Annotated in this window: 15 protein-coding genes; 7 read left to right on the forward strand and 8 right to left on the reverse strand. The window is 51.8% G+C overall.

Translation table 11 applies throughout. The annotated features are described in order from the left end of the window. Positions 1 to 94 precede the first annotated feature (94 nt). Both metE and GEAM_RS19365 read left to right on the forward strand, forming a co-directional pair. Positions 95 to 2,371 (forward strand): 5-methyltetrahydropteroyltriglutamate--homocysteine S-methyltransferase, encoded by a 2,277-nt coding sequence (gene metE, locus GEAM_RS19360; protein ID WP_034794892.1) that lies wholly within the window; start codon positions 95 to 97, stop codon positions 2,369 to 2,371. A 197-nt stretch (positions 2,372 to 2,568) separates the two neighbouring features. Then, entirely contained in the window at positions 2,569 to 3,168 is a 600-nt protein-coding gene (locus GEAM_RS19365; RefSeq protein WP_034794895.1) for a response regulator transcription factor, read from the forward strand. 59 nt (positions 3,169 to 3,227) lie between these two features. On the opposite strand, the gene GEAM_RS19370 is transcribed toward GEAM_RS19365, so the two are convergent. The 7 genes from GEAM_RS19370 to GEAM_RS19400 form a co-directional block, all read right to left on the reverse strand. Continuing rightward, entirely contained in the window at positions 3,228 to 3,584 is a 357-nt protein-coding gene (locus GEAM_RS19370) for a hypothetical protein (RefSeq protein WP_128124601.1), read from the reverse strand. Continuing rightward, on the reverse strand, positions 3,577 to 4,038 hold the full coding sequence (locus GEAM_RS19375; protein WP_051899579.1) for a hypothetical protein: 462 nt from the start codon (positions 4,036 to 4,038) through the stop codon (positions 3,577 to 3,579). Before GEAM_RS19375 ends, GEAM_RS19370 begins: the two co-directional genes overlap by 8 nt. 71 nt (positions 4,039 to 4,109) lie before the next feature. Then, entirely contained in the window at positions 4,110 to 4,676 is a 567-nt protein-coding gene (locus GEAM_RS19380; protein WP_034794898.1) for a hypothetical protein, read from the reverse strand. Positions 4,677 to 4,771: 95 nt separating this feature from the next. Then, positions 4,772 to 5,293, reverse strand: a complete 522-nt coding sequence (locus GEAM_RS19385; protein WP_034794900.1) for a ribonuclease domain-containing protein — start codon at positions 5,291 to 5,293, stop codon at positions 4,772 to 4,774. A 30-nt stretch (positions 5,294 to 5,323) separates the two neighbouring features. Next, positions 5,324 to 5,773 (reverse strand): lysozyme, encoded by a 450-nt coding sequence (locus tag GEAM_RS19390; RefSeq protein WP_034794903.1) that lies wholly within the window; start codon positions 5,771 to 5,773, stop codon positions 5,324 to 5,326. After that, positions 5,766 to 6,371 (reverse strand): DUF2589 domain-containing protein, encoded by a 606-nt coding sequence (locus GEAM_RS19395; protein ID WP_072009932.1) that lies wholly within the window; start codon positions 6,369 to 6,371, stop codon positions 5,766 to 5,768. The genes GEAM_RS19390 and GEAM_RS19395 overlap by 8 nt, the downstream gene beginning before the upstream one ends. 69 nt (positions 6,372 to 6,440) lie before the next feature. Further along, the gene (locus GEAM_RS19400; RefSeq protein WP_034794910.1) at positions 6,441 to 7,076 is read right to left on the reverse strand and encodes a DUF2589 domain-containing protein; all 636 of its coding nucleotides are present in this window, start codon (positions 7,074 to 7,076) and stop codon (positions 6,441 to 6,443) included. 270 nt (positions 7,077 to 7,346) lie between these two features. Here GEAM_RS19400 and budC point away from each other — a divergent pair, with 270 nt between their 5' ends. After that, the gene (gene budC, locus GEAM_RS19405; protein ID WP_034794913.1) at positions 7,347 to 8,111 is read left to right on the forward strand and encodes a meso-2,3-butanediol dehydrogenase; all 765 of its coding nucleotides are present in this window, start codon (positions 7,347 to 7,349) and stop codon (positions 8,109 to 8,111) included. Between the two features lie 55 nt (positions 8,112 to 8,166). Here budC and GEAM_RS19410 read toward each other — a convergent pair whose 3' ends face one another. Further along, the gene (locus GEAM_RS19410; protein ID WP_034794972.1) at positions 8,167 to 9,006 is read right to left on the reverse strand and encodes a dienelactone hydrolase family protein; all 840 of its coding nucleotides are present in this window, start codon (positions 9,004 to 9,006) and stop codon (positions 8,167 to 8,169) included. A gap of 184 nt (positions 9,007 to 9,190) precedes the next feature. On the opposite strand from GEAM_RS19410, the gene katE reads away from it, so the two are divergent. The 4 genes from katE (at position 9,191) to GEAM_RS19430 (ending at position 13,980) form a co-directional block, all read left to right on the forward strand. Continuing rightward, positions 9,191 to 11,467, forward strand: a complete 2,277-nt coding sequence (gene katE, locus GEAM_RS19415; protein ID WP_034794916.1) for a catalase HPII — start codon at positions 9,191 to 9,193, stop codon at positions 11,465 to 11,467. 277 nt (positions 11,468 to 11,744) lie between these two features. Then, entirely contained in the window at positions 11,745 to 12,506 is a 762-nt protein-coding gene (udp, locus tag GEAM_RS19420; protein WP_034794918.1) for a uridine phosphorylase, read from the forward strand. A 105-nt stretch (positions 12,507 to 12,611) separates the two neighbouring features. Further along, positions 12,612 to 13,394: a tyrosine-protein phosphatase gene (locus tag GEAM_RS19425; protein ID WP_034794920.1), complete on the forward strand. Its 783-nt coding sequence runs from the start codon at positions 12,612 to 12,614 to the stop codon at positions 13,392 to 13,394. A gap of 58 nt (positions 13,395 to 13,452) precedes the next feature. Further along, on the forward strand, positions 13,453 to 13,980 hold the full coding sequence (locus GEAM_RS19430) for a DedA family protein (RefSeq protein WP_034794922.1): 528 nt from the start codon (positions 13,453 to 13,455) through the stop codon (positions 13,978 to 13,980). Positions 13,981 to 13,985: the final 5 nt, after the last annotated feature.

Raw genomic sequence — 13,985 nt, forward strand, 5'->3', positions numbered from 1 at the left:
TCACCGTGTCATGAATTATTTGCGCTTGTGCAATATACAGTACCTGCGGATTATGGATGTGTAAACATCTGGACGGCTAAACAGGAAGATAAAGATGACCATATTGAACCATACCCTCGGTTTCCCTCGTGTCGGTCTGCGTCGTGAACTGAAAAAAGCACAAGAGAGTTACTGGGCTGGCAACAGCACTCAGCAAGAATTACTGGCCACCGGCCGCGAACTGCGCGCCCGTCACTGGAAACAACAGGCCGACGCTGGCGTGGATTTAGTCCCTGTCGGCGACTTCGCATGGTACGACCACGTTCTTACCACCAGCCTGCTGCTCGGCAACGTCCCAGCTCGCCATCAAAACGCCGATGGCTCAGTCGACCTCGATACTCTGTTCCGTCTGGGACGTGGCCGCGCACCCACGGGGAAACCCGCCGCCGCCGCTGAAATGACCAAATGGTTCAATACCAACTACCACTATATGGTTCCTGAATTCGTGAAGGGTCAGCAATTCAAACTGACCTGGACCCAACTACTGGATGAAGTGGACGAAGCGCTGGCGCTCGGCCACAAAGTGAAACCAGTGCTCCTCGGTCCCCTGACTTACCTGTGGCTGGGCAAGGTAAAAGGCGAGCACTTCGACCGTCTTTCCCTGATTAACGACATTCTGCCGGTCTATCAGCAAGTGCTGGCTGAACTGGCAAAACGCGGCATCGAGTGGGTACAAATCGACGAACCCGCGCTGGTTCTGGAACTGCCGAAAGCTTGGCTGGATGCTTACAAGCCAGCCTACGAGCAGCTTCAGGGCAAAACCAAACTGCTGCTGACCACCTATTTCGACAGCGTGGGCCACAACATTGATACCATTCGCCAACTGCCGGTGCAGGGGCTGCACATCGACGCCGTTGCCGGTCGCGATGATCTGGCTGCCGTGGCTGACCAGTTGCCAAAAGAGTGGCTGCTGTCTCTGGGGGTGATCAATGGCCGTAACGTCTGGCGCGCCGACCTCAGCGCGTGGTTCGAGCGCCTCAAACCGCTGGTTGCTGGCCGCAACGTCTGGCTAGGCAGCTCCTGTTCGCTGCTGCACAGCCCAATCGACCTGAGCGTGGAATCGCGTCTGGATGAAGAGGTGAAAAGCTGGTTCGCCTTCGGCCTGCAAAAATGTGCCGAGCTGGCGCTGCTGACTTCTGCTCTCAATGACCCGAAACCAGAGACGCTGGATAAATTGGCCCAATACAGCGCGCCAATCCGCGCCCGCCGTGACTCTAAACGGGTAAATAACGCCGCCGTTGGCAAACGCGTTGCCGCCATCACTGCCGCAGACATTGAGCGCCCAAGCGTTTACACAAAACGCGCCGAAGCCCAGCGGGCGCGCTTCAAACTGCCTTTATGGCCAACCACCACCATCGGCTCATTCCCGCAAACCACTGAAATTCGTGGCCTGCGTCTGGACTTCAAACAGGGCCGTTTGGACAATGCTAATTACCGCACCGGCATCAGCGAGCACATCAAGCAGGCGATTAAAGAACAAGAGCGTCTGGGCATCGACGTTCTGGTTCACGGTGAAGCCGAACGCAACGACATGGTGGAATACTTCGGTGAGCATCTGGACGGTTTCGTCTTCACCCAAAACGGCTGGGTGCAGAGCTACGGCTCACGCTGCGTTAAGCCGCCGGTGATTATTGGCGACGTTAGCCGCCCGGAGGCCATCACCGTCGAGTGGGCCAAGTACGCCCAGTCGCTGACCGAACGCCCAGTGAAAGGCATGCTGACCGGCCCTATCACCATTCTCTGCTGGTCCTTCCCGCGTGAAGATGTCAGCCGCGAAACCATTGCCAAGCAGATTGGTTTGGCGCTGCGCGATGAAGTGGAAGATTTGGAAAAAGCCGGTATTGGCATCATCCAGATTGACGAACCCGCGCTGCGCGAAGGACTGCCACTGCGCCAGTCAGAGTGGAATGCCTACCTGCGTTGGGCCGTCGACGCCTTCAAACTCAACGCCGCGATTGCCAAAGATGACACGCAGATCCACACCCACATGTGTTACTGCGAGTTCAACGACATCATGGATTCCATCGCCGCGCTGGATGCCGACGTTATCACCATCGAGACGTCGCGTTCAGATATGGAGCTGATCGAAACCTTCAAAGAGTTCGATTATCCCAACGAAATCGGGCCGGGAGTTTATGACATTCACTCGCCAAACGTGCCAAGCGTCGAGTGGATTGAGAACCTGCTACGCAAAGCCGCCGACAGCATTCCGGCCGACCGCCTGTGGGTTAACCCGGACTGCGGCCTAAAAACCCGCGGCTGGGACGAAACCCGCGAGTCACTGGAAAACATGGTGAAAGCCGCCAAACGCCTGCGCGCCGAGCAGATCTAATCTGCCACTCAAACTGTCCAGATGAATGTTAAGGAGCACTTCGGTGCTCCTTTTTTCCTGTGTGTTTAACCTCTCGGTTAATCGTCATATGCCGAATGACTTCTCCCTTTTCTTATTAATACAGCGATACTCTTAAAGCGAAGGTTTTTCTTTCGCCAATACACACGCAATTAATTTTTGAATTGGAGAGTTTTACAATGAATATACTTATCGTTGATCAACTATCCATTTTCATTCAAGGTATGTCAGTGGGCCTAAAAAATATAATGCCTGATTTAAATGTTAAGGGCGTAAATGATTTAGATACCATGAAGCAAGCTCTGGATGAAAATCTAATATCGATTGTATTACTCGATGGGGAAATGGCTCGAGATAGATGTGTTTCTCTATTGGATGATATTACTCTTGACCATCCTAAGGTTCGGGTTGTGGTCATGCTCAATAAAATAAAAAAGAGTACATTGCGTTTTTACCTTAGGCATCATGCCATTGGTGTTATATCCAAAAATGCGTCGCTGGAAACTATCGGACAGGTGTTAAGGACCGCATCCTGCGGAATGGTTTGTGTCCCTGATGAGAATTTTGAAGACATTGCCGAAGATCAATCTCTAACTAAACTCAGCCAGCGCCAAAGAGAAATATTACGACTGATTGCTGCTGGAGAATCCAATAAGCAAATCAGTCGTGTATTAAATATTAGCGCGGGCACAGTGAAATCTCATCTCGAATCTATATATCGGCGACTTAACGTTAAAAATAGAACTCAGGCCGCTATGATGCTTTCTCTTGATGAGTAATAAACTATGATATTTGGCAGTTGATATCTACCTTTCCACCAGGGAATGTAATTTATATATTAGTCTTTTAGGTTTTTCTCTTTGCGGAGTTTATTTCTTTCAGCTGATGGAAAGCGCAGACGCAGCTTTTGCTTATCACGAATTATTTGCCAGAAGTAGTGGCAGGCAACCATCGCTATCCCCACATCTTTTAAGATCCAGATTGGGAATGCGTGGGCATAGAGCTGAATACCGTGGATTAAGTAAGGTAGATTCAAGGCGCCTTGAGAGGCAAAACCAAAGGCGGCAGCAATTAACGAGATTTTATACCAAGCTGGTTGCTGTAACATTCGCTCGTTTAGCGAGCAGAGGAAGATAATCAGCGCGGTTGCGAAATCCATAATAGTAAGTGCAAAAAATCCCCACCATTCAATCATGTGCATTTTCGTCATCTCCATTGGTTTTATTTACAGCGCGAGTGCGTGGTGCTTTTAGCTGACCTGAAGGCGTCCGCGTTTTTATACCCCGAGCAACACGTTTAAGTTCACCGGCAACTTCGAGAATGTCGGAGTCTTCTCGGCGGTTGAAGAAATTGGCTAGCCAGGCAATAACACCTACGCTGACAGCGCCGACGACATATCCCAGCCCCATTGCTGTATCTGCTTCGTTGAAGTTCATTCCCAGCCAGCGGGAGACAATGCCACCGAGGGCTGATGTTGCGCCGACGCTAATACTGCCAATGATCAAACCCGCTGAGAATCGGCCATGACGGTGTAGCTTTTTTGGCTGCCAGAAGAATGAAATGCTCAATCCTCCAAACAAACCTGCAAATGCCGCCAGCACCTGACTAATGAAAAAGTTGCCTACGGGATCAACAATCACATTTGTCATGAGTCCCCCTTATTGGTGAGAAGTAGCGCCACGGCGACATGGCGCTGTAAAACAACTTATGGGTTTTGTTCTCACAGACAGATCAATATTCCGGCGAAAATGTAGTCTTGTGTGCGGAACGTCAGCCTGTTATCAACTAAAGCCGTTGGAACGCCATGCTCTCCAGTTGCGGGATCATAGGCATAAAATCCATGGGCATTTCTTCCCAAAGCTATCCAGTGAGTCCCACCTGCAACCAGCACAAGATAAAAGCCTGCTGCTTGCACCATGCCTTGCAGATAAGCCTCGCTGGCGATGACGGTGGCACTCTGTCCAATAAGCGCCCGCTGAGGCGCAACCAATGGATCAAGCTCAACAGGTAACGCTGGCGTGGTCATGACTTGAATGCCGTCATTGAACCCATGCTGAATAGCCAGTGTGACCAGCGTCGAAGGTAATGAAAGGGGTGTGTCATTAGTGAAGGCATCAGGATAGTCAGTTAAGTCATGCTGTAATTGAATAACTGACGCGTAAATAGTATTTCCCAAAGGGGCATTCGCAGGTGTGCCTAAATTTCGGGCGTTAATTAATGCTCCCAATGAATAAGCACCGCAGGAATTGCTATTATCAGGTTGTTGCAGGTTGTAATTTTGGAACATAATATATCCTCTCAATTGACTTATGGATTTACTAAGCATCTTTTAAGATTAATGCTTAATAGGTTGGGCTTGAAATTGTTGATGTTACTTACTGATTATTGGCATTCTTGGATCTTAACAAGTGACCGGTAGGTATTGTTGGTCAAATAGCGATAGGGATCATCAGTGCTATATATCAGCCTTTTCGAGCTTCGCAGGCCACGAACGGATTCTATATCTGCGCTATACCAGCGGACTGACTTGGGGAGTGCAGCATTTTGTATAGGATCACCACCGATGGACTTTTTGTTCAAAGTCCAAGAGGCTTCCCACAGAGAATCAGTATCTGCACCGCTCCAGCCGGCCTGTTTGGCTTTGGCACTGGTTACATAAGTATTAGGTAAGGCATCGTCACGATTGATTTTTTGCAACAGACTTACCAGCGCCTTTTCATCTTTTAAGCTTTTATTACCTCCTTTTATTAATTCCTCATTTGCCTGACTAACCGCCTCTCTACAGGAAATAATGCTCTGTGCATAAACAGAACAAATAGGCGAAATAAAAGAGACTAAAATTGTTCCAATGGATATCGGCTTAATAAAATTTGAGAATGAAATTAGAGGTTGATTTTGGTGCATTGAAATACCCTCATGGATATAAATGAGTATTTAGGCCTGTAAGAATAAATTCCTTTCGGCTATACGACGGCGAGTGAGGCCGGACACTTCTTTACCGCCTGCTTTATTCCAGCGGAGAAATTGATCCGCAGCTTCCTGCATTAATCCTTGGTTCAATAATTTAAGTAGGGTAGAGGTTTGTAGATTGCCAACACCCAAGTTGAAGGTAAATGACACCAATGCGTCAAACTGGTTTTGCGTCAGCATCACGTTGACCCATCGATTGACCCCGGCTTCGCTGGTCGCGAGATCTTTACGCAGTAACGCTTCCGCCTCTTTATCTGAAATGGCCGCGGGAAAGCTTTCCGATGGCAAAATCAAATGACCATAGCCAATTGTCCATTTCCCTACGACGTCCTGATACTTCTTCAGCTCCTTGCCTTCGAAATCTTTAATCAAGGCGATACCTTTTGCGCCGGTACTTAATATGACATTACTCATTTTCCGACTCCTCAACGTTAGGTTTAGGCACCACACGATTGGTGTATTCTTCAATCAATCGCATGACACTTTCTGGTGGTTCCAACACGGTAAATTGCATTTCGATATCTACATGGCGGCTATCTCGGCCATCATTGTCTTTGCTGGTGGGCGATAGGCTGACGTGAAAACGGCTGACGTTATCCTGAAGACTTGGCGTCCCGGCAGACAGTTGCTCTACGCCGTCGGTGCGCACGGTCAGATGCACTTTCATTTTTTCCAACATCAGGCCACGAGGCGTCGCGAGTGCTACCAGCGGCAGCTCAAAATGGTTCTTCTCATCAAGATGCATAATTAAAGTGCGTGGCGTTAGGCTGCCATCATCCATATGGTCAAAGAACGGATCTAATGCCTGCATATACTGATGAGCAATCAATTGGTTAGCCGATGATGCGGCCAGTTGCATTCCGCGAGTTATATCCTCCAGTGTGACAGGAGTGGGCGGGACCCCCGTGCCTTCTGGTATAGGCTGTGGCTCAGCAGAAGAAGGCTCTGAGGCTGCTTCATTAGGTTGCTGCGGAGGGCGTTTCCCACCGCCAAACCAATTTTTTAATGACATAACTGACTCCTGAAAAAGGCCGTCACCTTCACGGCCTTTGGTTTACAAAGCCTGGATTGAAGGAGTGAATCAGCCCACGGTTTCAGGTTCTTTCGCCGCAGATGTTGGCGTTACTGGGAAAGTATCGAGTTTTTCTTTGTTAGCTTCGGCAGGGAGCACTGCCGGCTTGGTGGCTGCATCGGTCAGGAAATCAATCACGCGCATTAATGCTTCAGGTGGCTGCTGGCGCTTGATTTGGGTGTGAATACTGTATTTTGCGCGAGTATCTGATTTACGAGTTTGCTCAGCTTTGTGTGAAACGCGGCCTGAGACTTTCACTTTTACTGGGCCCCAGCCGAGAGTGGCTTCAAATGAACCCTCTGCATCGTCGCTGCTGGAGCTGGCTTCGCTTTGAGTGACTTCCAACTCGAAATCAATCGTACCTTCTTCAATACAGATGATCGGATGGGTGATGGCCGCCAGCAGAGGAATTCGCATGGTTTTTTTAACCACGCCCTGAATCACTCCGGCCTGATCGACTACGGTTTCGTCGTAATCGAACTGCACCGATTCGGCCTTACCATCTTTAATACACACGGACAGTAAGAAGTCGGCATAGGCTTTACTGGCCTGAACCTGTGCTTTGATCATGGCTTGCAGCGGGCCGCCAATCATATTTTCTAACGGTAGAGCATTGATAACGGAACCAATAAATTGCGTATCCATAATGCGTACTCCTGTGAGATGAAAGTGATGACGAAGTGCGAGCTCGCAGGGATAACGTAAGTCGAAAGTTACCTGTGAAAAATCGGGTACGCGGCGGATGCGAAGTAGGTGATTGGCTGATGAATGAATCTGATAGATGGCAGAGGTGAGGGGTTGGAATCTTATTTCGACGGGCAAGAATGCTCCCAAAATCCGCCGATCTCCCTCGCGTTGTGTGATTCCCCACTAGGCTTAGTACAGACATTACTGAGACTAACCAAGGAGAGAACAATGAGCAGATTCACAGACAAAGTTGTCGTTGTGACCGGGGCGGGTTCAGGGATGGGGGCCGCCACGGCAAGGCGTTTTGCCAGTGAGGGCGCGATTGTGGTGCTGGTCGGGCGCACCAAAGAGAAGCTGGAAAAAGTGGCCCAGTCGCTGAGCAGCACGCAGTACTACATTCATATTGCAGACGTGTCGAAAGCGCAAGACGTCGAGCGCATGGCGGCGGTCATCACCGACAAATTTGGCCGGGTTGACGTGTTGGTCAACGGCGCGGGCGTGGTGGCGCAGGGCAAGGTCACCGAGGCGAGCCTTGAAGATTGGCATAAAGTGATTGAAATCGACCTGAGCGGCGTCTTTTATTGCACTCGATTCTTCATGCCAGCGCTGATCAAAAGCAAAGGCAACATTGTGAACATTTCGTCGGTATCCGGCATGGGCGGCGATTGGGGCATGAGCTTCTATAATGCAGCAAAGGGCGGGGTGAGCAACTTCACGCGCTCAATTGCGATGGACCACGGCAAAGACGGCGTGCGAGTCAACGCGGTTTGCCCGTCACTGACCTTTACTAAAATGGCTGAGGATATTAAAGACAACCAGCCGCTGTTGGATAAGTTTGCAGAACGCATTCCGATGGGGCGCGGTGCCGAACCTGAAGAGATTGCTGACGTGATTGCCTTTCTGGCCAGCCACGATGCGCGCTTTGTTACCGGGGTTAACCTGCCGGTCGATGGTGGCCTGATGGCCTCCAACGGCCAGCCGCAGCAGGCTTAATCGGGTTACTTAATCAGGTTAATAGGGCTGCCCGGCGGGCAGCCTTCACTCGTTTTTACTTAATTCCGTATTGCTCAAACCACTGCAACATACGCTGCCAGCCATCGGCGGCGGCTTCTGGGTTGTAGCTTGGGCGATAGTCGGCGTGGAAAGCGTGACCTGCTTCCGGGTAAACCACGATTTCAGCCGTGGCGTTTGCCGCGCGCAGTGCCTGACGCATGGTTTCTACGCTTTCGAGTGGAATACCTGCATCCGCGCCGCCGTACAAGCCCAGCACCGGCGCACTCAAATCTACTGCTTTATCAACTGGATGGCTCGGACTGGTCAGGGTTTTATCGCCCACCAGCTTGCCATACCACGCCACGCCAGCTTTTAGCTGCGGGTTGTGCGCGGCATACAGCCAAGTGATGCGGCCGCCCCAGCAGAAGCCCGTAATAGCCAGTTTTGACTTGTCGCCGCCGTGCTGAGTGGCCCAGTGCGCGGTGTGGTCGAGGTCAGCTAGCACCTGTTTGTCCGGCACTTTGCCAACCACTTTGCTGATAATATCGCTGACTTCGGTGTAGTCACGCGGGTCGCCCTGACGGAAATAGAGCTCGGGCGCGATCGCCATATAGCCCTGTTTCGCCAGTCGGCGGCAAATATCTTGAATATGCTCGTGGACGCCAAAGATCTCTTGTACCACCAACACGATAGGTAATTTTCCGGTGTAGTTTTCCGGGCGCGCCAGATAGGCAGGCATGTCCTCGCCTTGCGATGGAATAGTGGTTTGCCCGGCGTGCAGACCTTCAGTATCTGTGTGTAGCGTGGTGCTTGCCACGGGAGTTACGGCAGGTGCGAAGCTTGTTGGAGCCTGTTTTACTTGTGGAGTGGGTACAGGTAAATCGTCGTTCTTCATCTCGGTCTCCATGCATTTCTTATCTAATGAGTGGCGCTATTGTTTTTAAACTATAGCTGCAAACCTACGACGGCAAGGTACTAGACATATCCTATAGTTAGAGATTGAGCAAAAAAAAGTCTCAAGACAGGTGCTCAATACCTTCAGAACGAATGAAGCCGAATAATTAAAGGAGTCATGTTCAATGTCGAAATCTACACCTAATAAAAAGAGTGAGAAGAAACAGGTCAGCCGCGCCCCCGCCACGGGCATCGAATCTTCACAACCCGGTCTAGGAAACCTTGCCCCCGCTGACGGCTCACAAAAGCCCAGCGCTAAACCTACGCCGCCAGGAAAAGAACCCACTGCTCCAGGCAGTGCCAAAAGCCCTGAGAATTCCAACGCCAAAGTTGACGCGCTCGAAGTCCACCGTAAGAACGGTGAAAAACGCGCCCTGACCACCAATCAGGGGACCAAAATCTCTGACGATCAGAACTCATTGACGGCGGGTTCGCGCGGGCCGACGCTGCTCGAAGACTTTATTCTGCGCGAGAAAATTACCCATTTTGACCATGAACGCATCCCTGAGCGTATCGTTCACGCGCGCGGCGCGGCGGCTCACGGCTATTTCCAGCCCTATCGCAGCCTTGCCGATATCACCAAGGCGGATTTCCTCTCCGACCCAAATAAGAAAACCCCGGTATTTGTCCGTTTCTCCACGGTACAAGGCTCGCGCGGCTCGGCGGACTCCGTGCGTGATATTCGTGGCTGGGCCACCAAGTTTTATACCGACGAAGGCGTCTATGATTTGGTCGGCAACAACACGCCTGTGTTCTTCATTCAGGACGCGCATAAATTTCCTGATTTCGTCCACGCGGTAAAACCCGAGCCGCACAATGAGATCCCACAAGGCGCCAGCGCCCACGACAGCTTCTGGGACTACGTCTCTCTGCAACCTGAAACCCTGCATAACGTGTTCTGGGCGATGTCAGATCGCGGCATTCCGCGCAGCTATCGCACCATGGAAGGCTTCGGCATTCACACCTTCCGCTTCGTCAATGGCGAAGGGAAGTCGACCTTCGTGCGTTTCCACTGGAAGCCGCTGGCCGGAAAAGCCTCGCTGCTGTGGGATGAAGCGCAGAAGCTGGCGGGCAAAGACGCTGATTTCCACCGTCGGGATTTATGGGAAGCGATTGAAGCCGGAGATTATCCAGAGTACGAGCTGGGCGTGCAGCTGATCCCGGAAGAGGATGAATTCAAATTTGATTTTGACTTGCTCGACGCCACCAAGCTGATCCCTGAGAAGCTGGTGCCGGTCGAAATCGTCGGCAAAATGGTGCTGAACCGTAACCCGGACAACTACTTTGCAGAAACCGAGCAGGTGGCGTTCCATCCGGGCCACGTGGTGCCGGGCATCGATTTCAGCAATGACCCACTGCTGCAAGGGCGTCTGTTCTCTTATACCGACACCCAAATCAGCCGACTGGGCGGGCCGAATTTCCACGAAATCCCGATTAACCGCCCAACCTGCCCGTATCACAACTTCCAGCGCGACGGCATGCATCGGCAGGACATCGATACCAATCCGGCCAACTACGAGCCGAATTCACTCAATGACAACTGGCCGCGCGAAACGCCACCGGCGGCAAAAGGCGGCGGATTTGAGAGCTACCATGAGCGAGTCGATGGTGACAAAGTGCGCCAGCGCAGCGACTCTTTTGGCGAGTTTTACTCACAGCCGCGCCTGTTCTGGCTTAGCCAGACGCCAACCGAGCAGGACCACATTGTCGCGGCGTTCTCCTTTGAGCTGTCCAAAGTGGCTCGGCCTTACATCCGTGAACGCGTGGTCGATTTACTGACTCACATTGATGTCACGCTGGCGCAGAAAGTGGCGAAAAATCTGGGTATCGCGCTGTCTGACGATGCGCTGAACACCAAGCCGCCGAAGCCAGTTAATGGCTTAGATAAAGATGAATCTCTCAGCCTGTATGCCAGCGGCAAAGGGGTGATTAAGGGGCGTCAGGTGGCAATTCTGCTCAGCGATGGCGTGAATGCCGCCGACGTGCTCAATGCGTTGCAGGCGCTTCAGGCGGAAGGTGTTCACCCGAAACTGTTAGCCAGCCACTTAGGTAATGTGGTGGCGGACGACGGCTCAACCCTGCCGATTGACGCCACCTTCGCCGGTTCGCCGTCGATCACCGTTGACGCCGTGCTGGTGCCACATGGGCATATTGATGCGCTGCTGATGAGTGGCGATGCGCGACATTATGTCCTCGAGGCTTACAAGCACCTGAAAGTCATAGGCTTAAGTGGTGATGCTCGTCGCTTCAAACCTTTACTGGGTCTGGAAGATAAGGCGGCGGAGGAGGGGCTGATCGAAGCCGATAAAGCAGAAGGGGCGTTACTGAAAAGCTTCCTGCAAGAGATGGCGAAGCACCGGATTTGGTCGCGCAGCGCCAAGGCGGAAAGTGTGCCAGCCTGATTTTTGGCATTAACCTCTCTATACTCTCTGTTTTACAAGGACAAGGCATTGGCGGTTAACGCCAATGCCTTAATTGTTTGTCTCGACGCAGTTTTGGCTGCCGGTTGAAAAATCGTCAAATCGGCCTTCTATTGTGATTTTCATCACACTTTGAATGTACGCGGTGACTTGGTTATTACATCAAGGTGACCTTTGTCACGAAAAAGCGTCACAATGAACGGTAGAGTAGCTGGGTGTCCTCCTGCGAAAAGATGACCTTAAATAAGAGGAGTTTGTTATGTCTCAGTCTGATGTTTTCCACCTTGGCCTGACCAAAAAAGATTTAAATGGCGCGACCTTGGCAATTGTCCCGGGTGACCCTGAGCGCGTTGAAAGAATCGCCAACCTGATGGAGAACCCTGTGCGTCTGGCTTCTCATCGCGAATTTACTTCATGGCGTGCCGAGCTGGATGGCAAGTCAGTGATCGTGTGTTCTACTGGTATCGGTGGCCCGTCCACTTCTATCGCGGTTGAAGAGTTGGCCCAGCTGGGTATCCGTACTTTCCTGCGTGTCGGTACTACCGGTGCCATTCAGCCACACATCAATGTTGGCGACGTTCTGGTGACTACCGCCGCCGTGCGCCTTGATGGCGCGAGCCTGCACTTCGCACCAATGGAATTCCCAGCGGTTGCTGATTTCGCCTGTACCACCGCGCTGGTGGCAGCAGCCAAAGAAGTGGGCGCTGAACCTCACATTGGCGTGACGGCTTCTTCTGACACCTTCTATCCGGGTCAAGAACGTTACGACACCTTCTCCGGCCGCGTGGTTCGTCGCTTTAAAGAGTCGATGAAAGAGTGGCAGGAAATGGGCGTGATGAACTACGAAATGGAATCAGCCACCTTGCTGACCATGTGTGCAAGTCAGGGCTTACGTGCTGGTATGGTGGCGGGCGTTATCGTCAACCGTACCCAGCAAGAGATCCCAAATGCTGAGACCATGAAAAAGACCGAGAGCCACGCGGTTAAAATCGTTGTTGAAGCTGCACGTCGCCTGATCTAAGCGAAATGTAACACTTCTATGGGCTGCTTCGGCGGCCCATTTTTTTATCTTATAAACTGAATCTGTTAAGGTCTTGGAAGAAAAACTCCAACAAAAGGGCCTGTTATGACAGCAACTATCCTGCTTCATCCTTCGCTGACTCCTCTTGAAAGAGGCATTAATTTTCGCGAACTCGGCGGCAACACGGCTGCTGATGGTCGGCGCATCAAGCGCGGCTGGCTCTATCGCTCAGGCTCCCTCGACTCGCTCACGCCGAAAGATTGCGACTTCTTAAGCAAGGTGCCGGTGGCCCATATTCTCGACTACCGCGACGCCGACGAAGTGGCGGCCAAGCCCGACGTGCTGTGGCAAGGTGTCCAGTACCACCATGCGCCAGCCAACCCTCTCAGCCATGAAGTGAGCGCCAACCTCGAACACCTGACCCAGCAGACTATCGACGCCTTCGACCCTGAAACCTTTATGCTCGAGTTGTATCGCCGCCTGCCGTTTAATAATCCGGCTTACCAACAGTTGGCAAAGTTGCTGACTCAGCCAAACGGCGGCGCCATTGTTCAGCACTGCGCCGTGGGCAAAGATCGCACCGGGATAGGCTCGGCGCTGGTGTTGTTCGCGCTGGGTGCCGATCGCAACACGGTGCTAGAAGATTACCTGCTGACAGAAACCACCCTCGCGCCTTTTCGCGCCTACATGCTCAACAAAATGTCGATAAAACTGAACGACAAGGCGCTGGAGAAGTTCGGTTATGTCCTCTCCGTGCGGGAAGCGTTTATGAACACGGCGTTAAAATCCATTGATGACCTCTATGGTTCAACCGATCTTTGGTTAGAGAAAGAGTACGGATTAACGGCAGAGTTGCGCCAAAACCTGCGCGACCGTTATCTCGAGTAACTGCCTCTATTTTGCTGATATTATTGATATTGCCTGACGATTTTCACAAGGAAGCCCTTTGACCATAAATGACGTAATTCACCTCACTACTGAGTTTGTTCGGGCGCACGAAGCCTGGGCCATACCCATTGTCTTCATTCTGGCATTTGGTGAGTCATTGGCCTTCCTCTCACTGCTTCTGCCAGCCACGGTGATTTTGCTCGGGCTTGGCGCGCTGATTGGCGAAAGTGGCATTCCTTTCTGGCCGATTTGGGCCGCAGCGGCCGCCGGTGCTTTCTTCGGCGATTGGCTCTCCTATTGGGTTGGCGCGCATTTTCAGGATCGCGTCGGCAACTTCTGGCCTTTCTCCAAGCACCCGCAAATGCTAGTGCGTGGTCACGCCTTCTTTGAAAAATGGGGCATGCCGGGAGCCTTTATTGGCCGTTTCTTCGGACCACTGCGCGCCGTCGTGCCGCTAGTGGCGGGGATTTGCGGCATGCCGCAACGCTATTTTCAAATCGCCAATCTGTCATCAGCACTGATTTGGGCCTTTGGTGTACTGGCACCGGGCGCTTTCGGCATCCAGTGGCTGAGTCGTTGGTTCTAATCCTG

Origin of the sequence: Ewingella americana ATCC 33852, from assembly GCF_000735345.1 — a bacterium.
GTDB lineage: Bacteria > Pseudomonadota > Gammaproteobacteria > Enterobacterales > Enterobacteriaceae > Ewingella > Ewingella americana.

Coding starts and splice junctions, on each gene's coding strand:
- GEAM_RS19380 (WP_034794898.1), bottom strand. CDS start 4,676: ATGTTCCAAAATTACAACCTGCAACAACCTGATAATAGCAATTCCTGC.
- udp (WP_034794918.1), top strand. CDS start 11,745: ATGTCTCAGTCTGATGTTTTCCACCTTGGCCTGACCAAAAAAGATTTA.
- katE (WP_034794916.1), top strand. CDS start 9,191: ATGTCGAAATCTACACCTAATAAAAAGAGTGAGAAGAAACAGGTCAGC.
- GEAM_RS19370 (WP_128124601.1), bottom strand. CDS start 3,584: ATGATTGAATGGTGGGGATTTTTTGCACTTACTATTATGGATTTCGCA.
- GEAM_RS19385 (WP_034794900.1), bottom strand. CDS start 5,293: ATGCACCAAAATCAACCTCTAATTTCATTCTCAAATTTTATTAAGCCG.
- GEAM_RS19390 (WP_034794903.1), bottom strand. CDS start 5,773: ATGAGTAATGTCATATTAAGTACCGGCGCAAAAGGTATCGCCTTGATT.
- metE (WP_034794892.1), top strand. CDS start 95: ATGACCATATTGAACCATACCCTCGGTTTCCCTCGTGTCGGTCTGCGT.
- GEAM_RS19410 (WP_034794972.1), bottom strand. CDS start 9,006: ATGAAGAACGACGATTTACCTGTACCCACTCCACAAGTAAAACAGGCT.
- GEAM_RS19365 (WP_034794895.1), top strand. CDS start 2,569: ATGAATATACTTATCGTTGATCAACTATCCATTTTCATTCAAGGTATG.
- GEAM_RS19425 (WP_034794920.1), top strand. CDS start 12,612: ATGACAGCAACTATCCTGCTTCATCCTTCGCTGACTCCTCTTGAAAGA.
- GEAM_RS19375 (WP_051899579.1), bottom strand. CDS start 4,038: ATGACAAATGTGATTGTTGATCCCGTAGGCAACTTTTTCATTAGTCAG.
- GEAM_RS19400 (WP_034794910.1), bottom strand. CDS start 7,076: ATGGATACGCAATTTATTGGTTCCGTTATCAATGCTCTACCGTTAGAA.
- budC (WP_034794913.1), top strand. CDS start 7,347: ATGAGCAGATTCACAGACAAAGTTGTCGTTGTGACCGGGGCGGGTTCA.
- GEAM_RS19395 (WP_072009932.1), bottom strand. CDS start 6,371: ATGTCATTAAAAAATTGGTTTGGCGGTGGGAAACGCCCTCCGCAGCAA.